Origin of the sequence: Rheinheimera sp. NSM (assembly GCF_052380015.1) — a bacterium.
Taxonomy (GTDB): Bacteria; Pseudomonadota; Gammaproteobacteria; order Enterobacterales; family Alteromonadaceae; genus Alishewanella.
This window is the reverse complement of the sequence record NZ_JBQTCI010000002.1, coordinates 625,448-640,319: the sequence shown is the minus strand read 5'-3', so window position 1 is coordinate 640,319 and position 14,872 is coordinate 625,448. Positions and strand designations below refer to the sequence as shown.

Sequence of the window (14,872 nt, the reverse complement as noted above, 5' to 3'; positions counted from 1 at the left end):
CATGCTTATATAACCAAACCGCGCAGCAGTAGAGCGCGGTTTTTTTATGTTAATCACTCTGATTTATGCTGTGCCTTATGGCGCAACCCCTGGCCAAGCAGGTAAAAATACTCCAACCAAATGTTGCCCAGCGCATCGCATAAGCTATCCGCAGGGTAAATACCCAACGCCGCGGCGGCGCTTTTTTGGCTGCCGGAAACCAAAAAATTGTTTTTCAACGCCTGGCGTTGCAGCACTTTTTCAAAGGCTCTGGCCGCCATTTCTTCCGGCATCGCCAGATACAAACGGTTGTGGCTGGCATCCAGTTGCCGGCAATGGGCAAAAAATACGCTTTCATTTTCACCGTCTGCCGATAAGAACAATATTTGGTAAGCTGAGCTTAGTAACTCGTTGAGATAATGCGGAATAATGGGCCGGCTTTGTAGCCAGGTAGCGCTGGAAAACTGGTTACGTGTAACGTTATGGCCAAACATTTTAGCGGCAATATAGTGGTCAAAAGCATGAAACCACTCGTGTGCCAGGCTGCCGCCACCGGCATTTTTGGCTAAAGCTAAAATACGCCCCTGTGGCTGGTAATGGGCGCAAACGCCCGGTTGGCCACCAATGCCAAAGGTTAAAGCTAAACTGCCGTTAAGAGATATCACCTCTGGTGGCACCTGCAGAAGTTGCTGCAAGTCGGCAAAGGCGTCAAAAAATAAGTTTGCCGCCAGTTGCAGCTCTTCAGCAGTTACCCAGCGCCCGACATGAATGCTGTTAAAACCAAAAACTTTAACCAGGTCGCTAAAGCTGACGTCGGCACCGCTGCGATGCGCCGGACCATTACGGTAATAGCCCCGTTGTATCCGTGGTACTTGCAGTGTCGTTCGCGGCGCAGTAGTCATGCTTAGTTAGCGGCGTATTTACGGCTGCGCACATAGCCAACCAAATTACTGCCTAAAAACGCCAGTTCCATCAGTACCGCTACCGGTGAGCCGACCAACAGGTTATGGATGATCCAGGCTGTGGCGCCCACAGCCATCAGCAAACGCACTACAACCACATTTTTTTGAAAACTGCCGACCGTGCCAACGATGGCAGCCAGATAGGGCAGCAGGTTTAGCGGATTATTGTAGCTAAGCACAATCAGCAATGTTGACAGCGCCAAAAAGCAGTACATCCAGCGCTGGCGCGGGCTAAGCGCCGCCACCAGAAAACGCACTGCTGTTAAGCCAACAAACAGCGCAGCTTCATACTGGCCCAATACGGCAAAATGGCTGGCGTTAAGCAAAGCGGAGACAAACCAGAACTTCAGCATGCCGGCACGCTCACGCTGCTGAAAAGCAATAATGCCGCCGGCGAAGGCCAACGCAGCCAGCAGTTGCGACAGGGCAAAGCTAACACTAATATCGGGCAAAATAATGGCTCAAAACAAATTCAACAGGTGGCTATGATAACCAATTTGCCAGCCATCTGCGCGCTGCAGATGGCATAACTTATAAGCAGCGCAAAGGCCTGACAAAGGCTTAAGTACCACAAAAGGTATTGGCTATACATTGCGCAGCCGTAGGCGGTAAAGCGAAGTCAGCATCGGCGTCTGCCAGCGTAAAAGGTGTGCGCAGCGCTTTGTGTAGCCGGTTAAACAGGCTTAAATCAGCTTGTTCTGTAGCCAGCGTTATCGCGTCGGCAATTAAATGGTTACGCGGTATTACAGCAGGGTTAGTGTTGTCCATCTGCTGCTGTACTGCGCTTAGCGCAATACCGTGAGTGCCAAGGCGTTGCTGCCATAGCGTGGCCCAATTTTGCCAGCCTTGTTGGTCGGCAAATAACTTAGCTGCCCCGGCACTACTGTCGGTTACTGACTGGCTGAGTAAACGAAAGCTTTGGCTAAAATCAGCCTTATTGGCGCTCATCAGGTTAAGCAGATCGCGGATTAACACTTCATCGGCATTAGTGGTATTAACAATACCGATTTTCGCCGTCATCAGGCGTAAAAATTCGGCTTCATTTAGCCCGTTAAAACCCTGCAATACTTCAGTGGCCAGCTCTACTGCCTTTTCGGGTTGTTCAGTCAGTAGCGGCAGCAGGGTTTCAGCAAAGCGCGCCAGGTTCCAACTGGCGATACGGGGCTGGTTGCCCCAGGCATAACGACCCTGGCTGTCAATAAAGCTGTAAACCTGCGCCGGGTTAAAGCTGTCCATAAAAGCACAGGGGCCGTAATCAATGGTTTCACCGGCGATGCTCATATTGTCGGTGTTCATTACGCCATGAATAAAGCCCAGGCTCATCCATTTGGCTACCAGTTTAGCCTGTGCTGCAACCACAGCTGCAAGCAGCGCCAGGTAGGGATTCGCCTCGTTGGCACAGCCCGGATAGTGCCTGGCAATAACATAGTCGGCAAAGGTTTTCAGCTGCGGCAGATCGCCATGGGCAGCAATATACTGGAAACTGCCAATGCGGATATGGCTGGCTGCCACCCTGGTAAGTACTGCACCGGGCTCTGCGGTTTCACGCTGTACAAAATCGCCGGTTAATACCGCTGCCAAAGCGCGGGTAGTGGGCACACCCAGCGCATGCATGGCTTCACTGACTAAATATTCACGCAGCACCGGCCCCAGTGGCGCGCGGCCATCGCCACGGCGGGAAAACGGCGTTTGCCCGGCACCTTTAAGCTGAATATCAAAGCGCTGGTTATCTGCGCTGATAACTTCGGCCAACAGCAAAGCCCGGCCATCGCCCAACTGCGGTACAAAATGGCCAAACTGATGGCCGGCATAAGCATGCGCCCGTGGTGTTGCCCAATCAGGTAAGGCATTACCGCTAAATACTGCCAGACCGTCATCTGATTGCCAATACTGCTGTGGTAAGCGTAGCTCTGCAGCCAGTTCACTATTAAACGCCAGCCACTGCGGCGCCGGCACCGGCGTTGGGTTGCAAGGTACAGAGAAGGGCGCACCTAAATCAGCCAGGCTGTGTTGTACGGTAAAATTGCTCATATCGGCTATTCGTTGAAGTGTTGTGTTAGCTTAGTGTACAGAGCCGTAACCGCAGATACAAAAAAAACACTTTTTTGAACTTTTCTATGCTATTCAATACTATTAGCACGCTAACGATCTTCAGGAGTTGCTATGACATTGCCCAATCGGGGGGCAGCTTTTATCCGTTACACTGCGCTTGGTGTGGCGTTTGCGCTGTGCTGGGCGGCGCTAAGCGGCGGCCGCGGCTGGTGGTTCTTTCTGCCGCTTTGTCTGCTGCTGATGCTGTGGTGTTATCTGACTAAATTAAGCCTGCCGCCTGTTCGTTTAACAGCAATACCGGGATTTTTGCTGTTTTTCAGCCGCCAGTTAGTGCTGGGTGCTTTTGATGTGGCATGGCGGGCGCTGGCACCCAATCCAAAACTGGCACCACAGTGGCAACGCTATAACCTGAGCTTACGTCAACCGGCCAACCAACAGTTGCTGGCCAGTTTGGTCAGCCTGTTACCCGGCACCTGCAGTGTAAATATTGAAACAGGTCCCGGCGATATGTTGCTGTTGCATGTGTTGGATGGCAACGCCGATTGGCGCAGTAACGTAGCGGCATTGGAGCAGCAGTTGTCGCGGCTGTTATACAACGAGCAAACGCAGGGGGCCGGGTTATGATAGCGCTGGCGGTGGCCTTGCTGTTTACCGTGTTGTTGGGCCTGTGGCGGGTGATTAAAGGCCCCACCTTGTTAGATCGGTTATTATCAGTGCAATTATTCGGTACCACCGGCGTGGCACTGTGCCTGGTATTGGCCCAAGCGCTGGGGCAAAACGCTTTGCGTGATGTCGCCCTGGTGCTGGCGTTATTGGCTGCAGCCGCGCCGGCTGCATTAGTACAGCACTTAAAACATCGCAAAATCAAAGGCAGCAAAGAGGAGTCATCATGATTGATGCCAGCGGGCTAAGCGTGTTCAGTGTAGTGTGCAGTAGTGTGCTGTTACTGGCGGGGCTGATTTTTTTTATTGCCGGCAGCATAGGTATGTTGCGTTTTCCGGACAGTTACAGCCGGTTGCATGCGCTCACCAAAGCTGACTCCTTAGGCCTGGGTTGTATTGTGGCCGGGTTGATGTTTTACGCAGATCTGTGGCAAAACCTGCTGATGTTGCTGATCTGGTTATTGGTCATGGCGTCGGGTTCAGTATCTTGTCAATTGTTGGCCCGCTTTGCCAAAATACAGCAGGATCAGACATGAGTTTGCTGTTGTTTGATGCGGTATTGTGTTTGCTGCTGTTGGTGTTGGCACTGGCCAGTATGTTAAGCCGCCAGCTGGCCCATGCAGTAATGTTGTATATCGCCTTTGGTCTGATGATGGCGCTGGCCTGGGCCAGGTTGGCGGCACCCGATTTAGCCCTGGCCGAGGCGGCCATTGGCGCCGGGCTAACGGGGGCCTTGTGTTTTTCTGCGTTGGCGCGACAGCAACTGCATATCACTGCTGTTGCGCTAAGCTGGCCGCAGCGGCTGTGGCCGGCGATATTTGTGGTGTTGATGTTGTCCGGCATTCTGGCGGCCTTGTTACAACTGCCGCCTGTTGCCGGCCCGTTGCCTGGTGTAGTGCAGACAGAACTGGCTAATAGCGGCGTAAGCCATCCGGTAACGGCTGTGCTGTTAAATTTTCGCAGCTGGGATACCTTGCTGGAGTTAGTGGTGTTGCTGCTGGCGCTGCTGGGCGCTTTGCAGGTAGTCCCCAAGGCTAAGCAAACCGCTGGCTGGTCGCTTAGCCTTGGGTGGAGCCGGTTGTTGGCGCCGATGGTAATCTTAGTTGCCGGTTATTTACTCTGGGCCGGCGCCAGCCAGCCTGGCGGGGCTTTTCAAGCCGGTGCTTTATTGGCTGCCGGTGCTGTGGTACTGCGCCTTAATCAACAACTTAACTGGTTAAGCTGGCGCAACCTTTGGTTAAGGCTACTGGTGGTAGCGGGCGTAGTGGTGTTCGTGCTGGCTGCCTTGCTGGCGCTGTGGCTGACGCCAGACCATGTTGATGCAGTCTGGCTGCGCTGGCCGCCACTGCTCGCCGGCGGCATTATTTTGCTGATCGAAGTTTTTGCCACACTGGCTATAGCGTTAACGCTGACGTTGTTGGTGGTGGGTGAGCCTGCTCAGCAACATAATCGCACGGAGAGCGTATGACAGAGCTCAGCATGACAGAGCTTAACCCGCAACTGCTAATGTATATCGCCACGGCCGCTGGCCTGTTTGCTATAGGCATTTATGGTTTTATTGTCGGGCCGCAAACGCTGCGGCGTATTTTGGCGCTGAATATTATTGGCGCCGGTATTTTTATGTTGATGGTGGCGTTGGCGTATCGTGAGCCTGCAGAGACAGATAGCCAGGCAGCGGTATCGCCCGATCCGGTATTACATGCGCTTATCTTAACCGGGCTGGTGGTGGCGGTGAGTGCAACGGCTTTTGCGCTGGCGCTGTTGGCGCGGTTAAAGCAAGCGTCGGCGACGCAGGACGCGCTTAAACAGGAGCCAGAACCATGATGGTATTGCTGTTGGTGCTGCCGTTACTGGCTGCCTTGTTGATGCTGCTGTTGCCAAAAGTGGCGCCGTTACTGACACTGTTAACAGCTGTTGTTTGCAGCCTGATCGCACTGCAGTTATTATTGCTGGTCAGTGAGCAGGGCAGTCAGTTCATGCTGCTGGCAGGCTGGGGACGGGGCCTGGCAATCGGCCTTGAAGCCAACAACTTAAGCAGCTTGCTTATTTTACTGACCACAGTGTTGCAGTTACTGGTGGCCTTATATGCCTTCACAACATACCGTCGCGATAAACTCGGTGCCGGTTTTTGGCCGCTTAGTAGCTTGCTGCAACTGGGCTTAACTGCACTGTGGTTGTCGCGTGACTTGTTTAACCTCTATGTGTGTCTGGAATTGCTTGGCATCGTGGCCGTGGCACTGGTTAGCTTGTCGGGCGATAAAGCCATTAAGCCGGCGCTGAATTACCTGCTGTTATCCTTATTCGGTTCACTTTGCTACCTGCTGGGCGTGGCGATGTTGTATGGCGCTTATGGTGTGCTGGATATCAGTGCTTTGGCGCTGCAGTGGCAAGCCAATGTGCTCAGTAGCGTGGCGCTGGCGCTGATGACACTAGGTTTAATGATAAAAGCGGCGCTGTGGCCTCTGCATGCCTGGTTGCCTGCGGCGCATGCTGCAGCACCGGCACCGGTGAGTGCGCTGTTATCTGCTTTGGTGGTTAAAGGGCCGTTATTTATTCTTTGCCTGTTATGGTTACAGCTGGCTGCAGCCTCTCAGGCTCAGGCTATGGCAGCGCTATTCAGCCTCTGTGGCCTGGCGGCTTTGCTGTTAGGCGGTGTAGCGGCGCTACGCACACCTTTTGCGAAAAGCCTGGTAGCCTATTCCACCGTGGCGCAGCTGGGTTATGCCATGCTGGCGTTAGGGCTATTGTTGCAGTTTAACCAGCCATTATTTGCCGCTGCACTGTGGTTGTTTGTGTTGGCACATGCGCTGGCCAAAGCCGCCTGTTTTCTGGCTATCGGCGAGATGACGGCAACCTTGGGCGGTAAACGGTTAAGCACATTAAAAGGTGCCAGCCAAACTATGCCACTGGCGATGTTTGCCTTTGCCGTGGCCGGTGGCAGTTTAATCGGCTTACCACCCAGCGGCGGTTTTCTCGCCAAGTGGGCGTTATTGCAAGGGCTGTGGCTGCAGGGCAATCAATTGCTTTATCTGCTGGCAATAGTGGTGGTGACCTTAATGTCGGCCGCTTATGTGTTTCGCGTAGTGGTGCTGGCATTTGACCGCGCCAAACCGGTAAAAGCGGATTTTGCCCCGCATATTATGCCGCAGTGGCTGGCGTTGTTACCTGCGCTGGCTGTATGGGCCATGGCGCTGTACAGCGAGCCCCTGCTACGGCTGTTAAAGCAGGAGGGCTTATGAGCCTGTTTTGGCAGCAATATTTACCGCTGGCCATTATTCTGAGCTCATTAATACCCGGGCTGATTATATTTACGCTGAAAGAAACTCGGGTAAAGCTGCGCATAAGCCTGAATCTGTTGGGTGTCAGTGTAAAGTTGCTGCTGGTGTTGTTAATGTGGCAGGCGGTAAAAGCCGGTGAGCAGTTTTATTTTAGTCTGCCGTTTTTACCCGGTGCCGATTTGGTGCTGCAGGGCGATGCCTTATCGTTGCTGTTTGTCGTGTTATCGTCGGTATTGTGGTTAGCCACCACCATTTATGCTATTGGCTACCTTGAACACTCACCGCTGCGCTCGCGCTTTTTTGGCTACTTCAGCTTATGTGTCAGCGCTACGGTCGGCCTGGCGCTGGCCGGTAATCTGGTTACTTTCCTGTTGTTTTACGAGCTGTTGACACTGGCGACTTTTCCGTTGGTGGTGCATCGCGGTACGGCAACATCACTGGCGGCCGGGCGCAAATATCTGGCTTATACCCTCGGCGGCGGCGTGATTTTGATGTTGGGTGTGGCCTTATTGCATTCATTGGTGCAAAGCCCGCAGTTTACGCCTGGCGGCTATGTGGCGGCGGTATTAAGCGGCAACGAAGGACTGTTAATGCTGGCCTTTGCGCTAATGATCACCGGTTTAGGGGTAAAAGCCGCCTTACTGCCGTTACATGGCTGGCTGCCGCAGGCGATGGTGGCACCGGCGCCGGTCAGCGCCTTATTGCATGCGGTGGCGGTAGTGAAAGCCGGTGCCTTTGGCATTATCCGCCTGGTGTACGATGTTTTTGGCGTAGAGAGCATGCACGCATTGCAGCTGGCTCAGCCGTTAATGCTGCTGGCTGCCTGTACTATTTTGTATGGCTCCTGGCGCGCGCTCTCGCAGCAGGATATCAAACGGCGGCTGGCGTATTCCACCATCAGCCAGGTCTCGTATATTACACTGGGCGTGGCAATGTTGGGGCCGCTGGCGGCAGTAGGCGGCCTGGTGCATCTGGTGCATCAGGGGGTAATGAAAATTACGCTGTTTTTTTGTGCCGGTAACTTTGCCGAAACCCTGGGCATTCATAAAATCCGGGAATTAAATGGTGTAGGGCGGCGCATGCCACTTACGGCTATGGCTTTTACCCTGGGGGCGCTGGGTATGATAGGCATACCGCCTACCGCAGGCTTTATCAGCAAATGGTATTTGGGGCTGGGTGCAGCAGAAGTAGAGCAACCCTGGCTTATTCTGGTATTTGCGCTGTCAGGGTTGATGAATGCAGCGTATTTTCTGCCGGTGGTATACCGCATGTGGTTTTTACCGCAAAGCGGAGCCTGGCCTGAAGAGCAACAGTTGTCAAACCGCTTTGAAACCCATTGGATGCTGTTATTGCCGGCACTGTTTACCACTGTGCTGTTGTTATTAATGGGGCTGTTTGCCGGCACGGAGCTCAGCCCGCTAAGCTGGGCGCAGTTGATTGTCGAACGGGAGTTTCGCCATGACTGATCTTAGCCACTGGCTTTGGCCCGGTGCCGGTTTGGGCTTGGGCGATGAATTTACCCGGCCCTGGTGGTATTTCAGTTTGCTGTTATGGGCTTTGGTAGCTCTGTTTAGCCTGTTATCGCAGCGCCAGGATCCGCACGCAGGGCGTTATTGGCTGTTTTTTACATTGTGTTTTGCCGGCAATATGTTGTTAATCGCCGCGCTGGACGCGGTCAGTTTTTACCTTGGCTTTAGCCTGCTGAGTTTGTCGGCCTATGGCCTGGTGATCCACAGCGGTACCGCAAAAGCCAGACGCGCCGGCCGTTTGTATCTGCAACTGGCGGTGCCGGGTGAAATATTGCTGTTAAGTGGCTTAATGCTGCGGGCCTCTGCAGCCGGCGGGCAGTTTGACTGGCACAGTTGGCAAACTGTGCCGCTGGAGCCGCTAACCTTAACTTTGTTGCTACTGGGACTGGGCTTAAAGGCCGGTTTTTGGCCGCTGCACTGGTGGTTACCGCAAGCCCATCCGGTGGCGCCGGCACCGGCCAGTGCGCTGTTATCCGGCGTAATGATTAAAGCCGGCCTCCTCGGTATGCTGATGTTTTTACCCGCTGCGGATGCTTTAATGCAGCTGTGGGCGCCATTCTTGTTAGTTACCGGCCTGATCTCGGCCTATTATGGTGTCCTGGCAGGCTTATTATACACGCAGCCAAAGGTCATTCTGGCGTATTCCTCCGTTAGCCAAATGGGTTATTTATTGCTGCTGTTTGCGCTGCTGAGTTTAACCGGCGTAGCGGCATTGCCGGTATTGCTGGCCTATGTAGTACACCACGGCATGGCCAAAGCCAGTTTGTTTTTATATGCCGGTATGGCAGGCGAAGCTGCAGGGCGCATCTGGCACCGGGCGTTATTTTGGTTAGCGGCCCTATCTATGATGGCACTGCCGCTCAGCAGCGGCGCTCTGGTAAAAATCGGCCTGAAAACCCAATTGGCAGCGGCCAGTTTGCCCGGTTGGCTGGATGCCGGCGTGCTTAGTCAGCTGTTAACCGCGGGCGCTGTGCTTACGGCGGTACTGTTATTACATTTGGCGGTACAGCTGCATGCGCCTGATAAAAATCAAAGCCGTCATAGCGCCAAAGCTTCTGCTAATACCAGTGCCGGGCGCTGGGCGCTGCTTACGCTATTAGTCAGCGCGCTTTGGGCACTGCCATGGTTTATCGTGCAATATTGGCAATTACCCAGGCCAACGCTGTCGCAAAGCGCTGCGTTATTCTGGCCCTTGCTGTTGGCTCTGCTGCTGCGATGGCTGTGGTATAAATTCAGCTGGCAGCTACCGGCACATTGGTATAACTGCAATGCGCCGGCACTGTATTATTCGTTAAAGTTTAAACGGTTATATCAACCGCTCAGTCAACCTCCACGGCAGTGGCCGGTTATTACTTTACGTCCGCTGGAGCGACGGCTAAACCGCTTGTTAATGTTACCTGTAGTGCCATCTGCGGCGTTAGCCTGCTGCATACTATTTGGTGTACTGTTTTTAACTTTGTGATGGAAAGGGTAATGAATTTCAGGCACAAAAAAACCTACGTTAAAGTAGGCTTAGATGTTGGTTGCAGGAGCCGGATTTGTAGACCTTCGCCCCGCGGTTATAAAGAGGAGCCCGAGGGCGAATAACAGGCACAAAAAAACCAGCACTTGGCTGGTTAAGATGTTGGTTGCGGGAGCCGGATTTGAACCGACGACCTTCGGGTTATGAGCCCGACGAGCTACCAGGCTGCTCCATCCCGCGTCCGTAACTTAACACCGAGCAGAGTGTGTTAAGTTTTTGTTTGCAATGCCGTTTCAACGTTAGTTGGTTGCGGGAGCCGGATTTAGACCTTCGCCCCGTGGTTATAGAGAGGAGCCCGGGGGCTGTTAACTATTACCACTTTCACAATCAATTTGGTTGCGGGAGCCGGATTTGAACCGACGACCTTCGGGTTATGAGCCCGACGAGCTACCAGGCTGCTCCATCCCGCGTCCGTCATTGCGGGGCGCATCTTAGTGTTTTTAACAAAGCCATGCAAGCCTTTATCTGCTTTTATTTTTAAGATGTTGCTTAACTGCTGCTTTGTTAAACAAAGCGCTGTTTTAAGCGGCAATTTAGGGCTTTTACAAAAACTCAAACGGATAAATACCACATTCTGCTATACTGACGGCCATTTTTGTTAGGGGTTTGGGTAGCATGCTGGAATTCTGGGCGTTAACGTCTAAAGGGGTAGAAGAGCTGTTGGCGGATGAAATTCGCCAACAGGGTGGTGAAGTGTTGAAAGTGACCATGGGCGTGGTGCGCTTTAAGGCAGAACTGCGCACCGGGTATCAATTATGTTTGTGGTCGCGCCTGGCTACCCGTATTTTGCGTTTAATACAGTCTGAACCGGTTACGGCCGACAGCGACTTGTATCAGGTGGCGCAAAAAATAGACTGGCTGCAGCATATGGCGCTGCGTAACACCTTAGCGGTGGAGTGCGTGGGTAAACACCCGAAAATAGACAACACCCAGTTTGGTGCTATCCGGTTAAAAGACGCCATTGTTGATCAGTTCCGTGAAGAAACCGGCAACAGACCTGATGTTGACCGCATGGACCCCGATGTGCGCTTTCAGGTGCGGTTAGACAAAGCGCATTTTCACTTTTTACAGGATTTTTCCGGCCCGTCTTTGCACCAGCGCGGTTACCGTGCCGGTCAGGGCGAAGCACCATTAAAAGAGCATTTAGCTGCGGCGCTGTTAAAGCGTTCCGGCTGGCAGGCAGAGCAGCCGTTGTTTGACCCGTTTTGTGGCAGCGGCACTATAGTAGTGGAAGCTGCACTGATAGCGCTGAATAAAGCGCCGGGCTTAAGCCGCGAAAAGTTTGCCTTTGAGGGCTGGCCTGGCCATCGTGATGCGATGTGGCAGCAATTAAAGCAAGACGCCAAAGCGGCAGAGCGGGCAATGCCGGCTACCGTGCAGTTTTGGGGCTCTGACTTTGATGAGCGTAGTTTAGCCAAGGCGAAGCAAAATGCTGCCCGTGCCGGTGTAGCCGCTTATGTGCAGTTTGATTATGCCGATGCGACAGCGTTAAAAGCGCCGGTAACCAGCGTACCTGGCGTTATTGTTACCAACCCGCCTTATGGCGAGCGGCTGGGCGATTTACCCTCACTAATACCGCTGTACAGTAAGTTTTCGTTGGCGTTAAAACAGCACTATCAAGGCTGGCGCTTAGCCATTATTACCTCCAACACCGATTTACTGCGGGCGCTGCGCTTATCAAAAAGCAAAAGCTATAAGTTTACTAATGGCCCGCTGGATTGTGATTTCACCCTGTTTGATTTAACCGAAAAACAAGTCGCGGTAAGCTCTGATGCACCGGCGCTGTTTTTTAGCGAAAGCAGCTCGTTTGGCAATCGTTTGGCGAAAAATGTAAAACAGTTGCAAAAGTGGGCGAAAAAAGAAGGCCTTAGCTGCTACCGCTTATATGATGCCGATATTCCGGAGTATAACGTGGCGGTAGATTGGTACGACGGCGAAGTGGTAGTGCATGAATATGCCGCGCCGGCCACGGTTGATGAGCAGGTATCGCAAAAGCGCTTATTTGATGTGGTAAACCAGGTACCGCAAGTACTGGGTATCAGCTCAGATAAAATGATTTTAAAGGTACGCGAAAAGCAAAAAGGCACTTCGCAGTATCAGGCGTTAAATAAAGCCGGGCAGTATAAAGAAGTCAGCGAATACGGCGCTAAGTTTTTAGTTAACCTGCGTGATTATCTTGATACCGGTTTATTTTTAGATCATCGCATTACCCGGCGGATGATCCAGCAGCAGGCCAAAGGTAAAACGGTGTTAAACCTGTTTGCCTATACCGGCAGTGCGTCGGTGCATGCCGCTATTGGCGGTGCCGCCAGTGTTACTACGGTAGATATGTCTAACACCTATTTAGACTGGGCTAAGCGTAACTTCACCATTAACGGCTTAACCGGCAAGCAGTATCAGTTTGAGCAAGCCGATTGCTTACAATGGCTTGGCCGCTGTCGTGCGCAGTTCGATTTAATTTTTGTTGACCCGCCAACCTTTTCTAACTCGAAGCGGATGCAGGACAGCTGGGATGTACAGCGTGACCATGTTAATTTGTTAAATCTGCTGACGCCGCGGCTGGCACCGGGCGGCAAAGTGATTTTCTCTAACAATAAACGCCGCTTTAAAATTGATATTGTGGCGCTTAATGAGGCCGGCTGGCAGGTAAAAGATATTTCCGCCGCCACCTTGCCGGAAGATTACAAGCGTAACCCGAATATTCACGTCTGTTTTGAGTTAACGCGCTAATAGTATGAATAGCATGCGCCCGGCCTTAACCTTATACAGTACCTGGGGCTGTCATCTGTGCGAGCAGGCCGAGCAGCTGTTGATAACAGCTGGGCTGGAAGGGCAGTTTCAGGTTGCCGATATTGTCGATGACGAGCAGGCATTTGCGCGCTACCGCTTAATGATCCCGGTGTTACGCCGGGGCGATAACGAATTATGCTGGCCTTTTGATGCGGACCAGCTTGCAACATGGCTTAAGGATGTACAGTAGTGGAATTATTACGTTTTCAGCAGGCGTGTTTAGCTTTTGGCACCAACCCGATATTGGATCATGTCGATTTTAGCTTGTTTAGCGGCGAGCGCGTCTGCCTGGTCGGCCGCAATGGCGCCGGCAAATCGTCATTTTTAAAATTGCTGACCGGACAGCAGAATCTGGATGATGGCCAGATAGTGGTGAATACCGGTGTGGTTTTAAGCCGGCTGGAACAAGATCCACCGGCAAAAATGGATGTTAAAATTGCCGATTTTATTCGTGAAGGCGCCGGTGATTTAGCGCAAATAGCGCAGCAGTTTTATACCTTATCTGAAAATTTAGACGGCGCCTCAGATGCCGACTATCGTCTGTTTGAGAAATTACAAAGTGAAATGGACACCCGCGATGGCTGGGGACTGGAGTCCCGCGTTGCCGACCTGTGCCAGCAGTTCAGTATGGATGGCAACGCCAGTCTGGCGACCTTATCCGGTGGCTGGTTGCGCAAAGCTGCCCTGGCACGTGCATTAGTGGCACGGCCGGATATTTTGCTGCTGGATGAGCCAACTAACCATTTGGATGTCGCCGCTATCCAGTGGCTGGAGCAATTTTTACTGAATTTCTCCGGCGCCATTATCTTTATCTCGCACGACAGGGCCTTTATCCGCGCTTTGGCTACCCGTATTATTGATCTCGACCGTGGTTTGTTAACGTCGCACCCGGGCAATTATCAGGAATACCTGGACCGCAAGCAAAAAATGCTCGAAGACGAGCAGCAGCACAATGCGTTGTTTGATAAAAAACTGGCCGAAGAAGAGGTGTGGATCCGTCAGGGCATTAAAGCACGGCGTACCCGCAACGAAGGCCGCGTAAGAGCCCTTAAAGCACTGCGCCGTGAGCGGGCAGAAAGGGTGGAAACCTTAGGTAAGGTCGATTTTAATATCGAGCAGGCCGATCGCTCCGGCAAGTTGGTATTTGAAACCAAAGCCATAAGCTGTGGCTTTAATGGCAAAACCGTTATAGACAAGCTTGACCTGCTGGTGATGCGCGGTGATCGTATCGCCCTGGTTGGGCCAAACGGTGTCGGTAAATCAACGCTGATTAAGCTGTTATTGGGTGACTATAAACACGACAGTGGCGAGATTAAGCGCGGCACCAATATTGAAGTGGCCTATTTCGACCAACACCGTATCGCACTGGATTTAGAAGCCACAGTGCAGGACAACGTCGCCGAAGGTAAACAAGAAATCACCCAAAACGGTAAAAGCCGTCATGTGCTTAGCTACCTGCAGGACTTTTTATTCCCGCCGGCACGGGCGCGTACTCCGGTAAAGGCGTTATCGGGCGGTGAGAAAAACCGCTTATTGTTGGCCAAACTGTTTGCCAGACCAAGTAACTTATTGATCCTGGATGAACCGACCAATGACCTGGATGTGGAAACGCTGGAGTTGCTGGAAGATATTTTGCAGCAATACCAGGGCACAGTACTGCTGGTAAGCCACGACCGCGAATTTGTAAATAACACCGTGACCAGCTCACTGCTGTTTGCCGGTGGCGGCCGCATTATTGATATTGCCGGGGGTTATGACGACGTTATCGCTTACCAGCAACGCATGCAACCAACTGCAGCCACTGCACAAAAAGTGACAAAGCCATCACAGAGCGTTACAGAACAAACGCCGCTGCAGGCTTCTGTTAGCAGTGCTAAGAAGTTATCATACAAAGAACAGCGTGAACTGGAGCAACTGCCGGCTTTGCTGGAGCAACTTGAAGCTGAGCTTGAAGCTTTACAACTGAAAGTGAATGATGCGGAGTTTTTTAAGCAAAGCACAGAGCAAACGCAAGCTACATTGAACCAATTACAACAGACCGAGTCGAAGCTGGCGCAAGCGTATGCGCGCTGGGAAGAATTAGACGCATAAGAATCGT

The 14,872-nt window shown here is 52.4% G+C and carries 14 protein-coding genes and 2 tRNA genes; 11 read left to right on the top strand and 5 right to left on the bottom strand.

Translation table 11 applies throughout. From position 1 onward, the window contains the following. Positions 1–53: 53 nt before the first annotated feature. The 3 genes from ACTZWV_RS08730 to ACTZWV_RS08720 all read right to left on the bottom strand — a co-directional run bounded on the left by ACTZWV_RS08730 (position 54) and on the right by ACTZWV_RS08720 (position 2,972). Positions 54–881, bottom strand: coding sequence for a CLCA_X family protein (locus ACTZWV_RS08730; RefSeq protein WP_444786172.1), 828 nt, complete (start codon positions 879–881; stop codon positions 54–56). Between the two features lie 2 nt (positions 882–883). After that, positions 884–1,393 carry a YgjV family protein gene (locus tag ACTZWV_RS08725; RefSeq protein WP_444786171.1) on the bottom strand — a complete coding sequence of 170 codons (510 nt, stop codon included), beginning with the start codon at positions 1,391–1,393 and terminating at the stop codon, positions 884–886. A gap of 109 nt (positions 1,394–1,502) precedes the next feature. Next, entirely contained in the window at positions 1,503–2,972 is a 1,470-nt protein-coding gene (locus ACTZWV_RS08720) for a protein adenylyltransferase SelO (RefSeq protein WP_444786170.1), read from the bottom strand. Positions 2,973–3,104: 132 nt separating this feature from the next. Between ACTZWV_RS08720 and ACTZWV_RS08715 the strand changes: the two genes are divergently transcribed. Genes ACTZWV_RS08715 through ACTZWV_RS08680 form a run of 8 tightly spaced genes read left to right on the top strand, consistent with a single transcriptional unit; the run spans position 3,105 to position 9,924 of the window. Continuing rightward, positions 3,105–3,617, top strand: a complete 513-nt coding sequence (locus ACTZWV_RS08715; RefSeq protein ID WP_444786169.1) for a Na+/H+ antiporter subunit E — start codon at positions 3,105–3,107, stop codon at positions 3,615–3,617. Beyond that, positions 3,614–3,886 (top strand): monovalent cation/H+ antiporter complex subunit F, encoded by a 273-nt coding sequence (locus tag ACTZWV_RS08710; RefSeq protein ID WP_444786168.1) that lies wholly within the window; start codon positions 3,614–3,616, stop codon positions 3,884–3,886. The genes ACTZWV_RS08715 and ACTZWV_RS08710 overlap by 4 nt, the downstream gene beginning before the upstream one ends. 20 nt (positions 3,887–3,906) lie before the next feature. Further along, entirely contained in the window at positions 3,907–4,191 is a 285-nt protein-coding gene (locus tag ACTZWV_RS08705) for a cation:proton antiporter (RefSeq protein WP_444786280.1), read from the top strand. After that, on the top strand, positions 4,188–5,123 hold the full coding sequence (locus ACTZWV_RS08700) for an MnhB domain-containing protein (protein ID WP_444786167.1): 936 nt from the start codon (positions 4,188–4,190) through the stop codon (positions 5,121–5,123). Before ACTZWV_RS08705 ends, ACTZWV_RS08700 begins: the two co-directional genes overlap by 4 nt. Beyond that, a complete protein-coding gene (locus ACTZWV_RS08695; protein ID WP_444786166.1) occupies positions 5,120–5,479 on the top strand; it encodes an NADH-quinone oxidoreductase subunit K in 360 nt (119 codons plus the stop codon). The genes ACTZWV_RS08700 and ACTZWV_RS08695 overlap by 4 nt, the downstream gene beginning before the upstream one ends. Then, positions 5,476–6,894: a complex I subunit 5 family protein gene (locus ACTZWV_RS08690; protein WP_444786165.1), complete on the top strand. Its 1,419-nt coding sequence runs from the start codon at positions 5,476–5,478 to the stop codon at positions 6,892–6,894. Before ACTZWV_RS08695 ends, ACTZWV_RS08690 begins: the two co-directional genes overlap by 4 nt. Next, complete coding sequence (locus tag ACTZWV_RS08685) at positions 6,891–8,399, top strand: complex I subunit 5 family protein (RefSeq protein ID WP_444786164.1); 1,509 nt, start codon at positions 6,891–6,893, stop codon at positions 8,397–8,399. The genes ACTZWV_RS08690 and ACTZWV_RS08685 overlap by 4 nt, the downstream gene beginning before the upstream one ends. Continuing rightward, entirely contained in the window at positions 8,392–9,924 is a 1,533-nt protein-coding gene (locus tag ACTZWV_RS08680; protein ID WP_444786163.1) for a complex I subunit 5 family protein, read from the top strand. The genes ACTZWV_RS08685 and ACTZWV_RS08680 overlap by 8 nt, the downstream gene beginning before the upstream one ends. Before the next feature lie 163 nt (positions 9,925–10,087). On the opposite strand, the gene ACTZWV_RS08675 is transcribed toward ACTZWV_RS08680, so the two are convergent. Next, positions 10,088–10,164: transfer RNA gene (locus ACTZWV_RS08675), tRNA-Met, on the bottom strand. A 153-nt stretch (positions 10,165–10,317) separates the two neighbouring features. Further along, positions 10,318–10,394, bottom strand: a tRNA-Met gene (locus ACTZWV_RS08670). Positions 10,395–10,599: 205 nt separating this feature from the next. Here ACTZWV_RS08670 and rlmKL point away from each other — a divergent pair. From rlmKL to uup, 3 genes are read left to right on the top strand one after another with little or no spacing between them, the layout of a single operon-like run. Continuing rightward, positions 10,600–12,714, top strand: a complete 2,115-nt coding sequence (gene rlmKL, locus ACTZWV_RS08665; RefSeq protein WP_444786162.1) for a bifunctional 23S rRNA (guanine(2069)-N(7))-methyltransferase RlmK/23S rRNA (guanine(2445)-N(2))-methyltransferase RlmL — start codon at positions 10,600–10,602, stop codon at positions 12,712–12,714. Positions 12,715–12,718: 4 nt separating this feature from the next. After that, the gene (locus ACTZWV_RS08660) at positions 12,719–12,964 is read left to right on the top strand and encodes a glutaredoxin family protein (protein WP_444786161.1); all 246 of its coding nucleotides are present in this window, start codon (positions 12,719–12,721) and stop codon (positions 12,962–12,964) included. Continuing rightward, positions 12,964–14,865, top strand: coding sequence for an ATP-binding cassette ATPase Uup (gene uup, locus ACTZWV_RS08655; RefSeq protein ID WP_444786160.1), 1,902 nt, complete (start codon positions 12,964–12,966; stop codon positions 14,863–14,865). The genes ACTZWV_RS08660 and uup overlap by 1 nt, the downstream gene beginning before the upstream one ends. Positions 14,866–14,872: the final 7 nt, after the last annotated feature.

Coding starts and splice junctions, on each gene's coding strand:
- ACTZWV_RS08730 (WP_444786172.1), bottom strand. CDS start 881: ATGACTACTGCGCCGCGAACGACACTGCAAGTACCACGGATACAACGG.
- ACTZWV_RS08720 (WP_444786170.1), bottom strand. CDS start 2,972: ATGAGCAATTTTACCGTACAACACAGCCTGGCTGATTTAGGTGCGCCC.
- ACTZWV_RS08715 (WP_444786169.1), top strand. CDS start 3,105: ATGACATTGCCCAATCGGGGGGCAGCTTTTATCCGTTACACTGCGCTT.
- ACTZWV_RS08710 (WP_444786168.1), top strand. CDS start 3,614: ATGATAGCGCTGGCGGTGGCCTTGCTGTTTACCGTGTTGTTGGGCCTG.
- ACTZWV_RS08700 (WP_444786167.1), top strand. CDS start 4,188: ATGAGTTTGCTGTTGTTTGATGCGGTATTGTGTTTGCTGCTGTTGGTG.
- ACTZWV_RS08695 (WP_444786166.1), top strand. CDS start 5,120: ATGACAGAGCTCAGCATGACAGAGCTTAACCCGCAACTGCTAATGTAT.
- ACTZWV_RS08690 (WP_444786165.1), top strand. CDS start 5,476: ATGATGGTATTGCTGTTGGTGCTGCCGTTACTGGCTGCCTTGTTGATG.
- ACTZWV_RS08685 (WP_444786164.1), top strand. CDS start 6,891: ATGAGCCTGTTTTGGCAGCAATATTTACCGCTGGCCATTATTCTGAGC.
- ACTZWV_RS08680 (WP_444786163.1), top strand. CDS start 8,392: ATGACTGATCTTAGCCACTGGCTTTGGCCCGGTGCCGGTTTGGGCTTG.
- rlmKL (WP_444786162.1), top strand. CDS start 10,600: ATGCTGGAATTCTGGGCGTTAACGTCTAAAGGGGTAGAAGAGCTGTTG.
- ACTZWV_RS08660 (WP_444786161.1), top strand. CDS start 12,719: ATGAATAGCATGCGCCCGGCCTTAACCTTATACAGTACCTGGGGCTGT.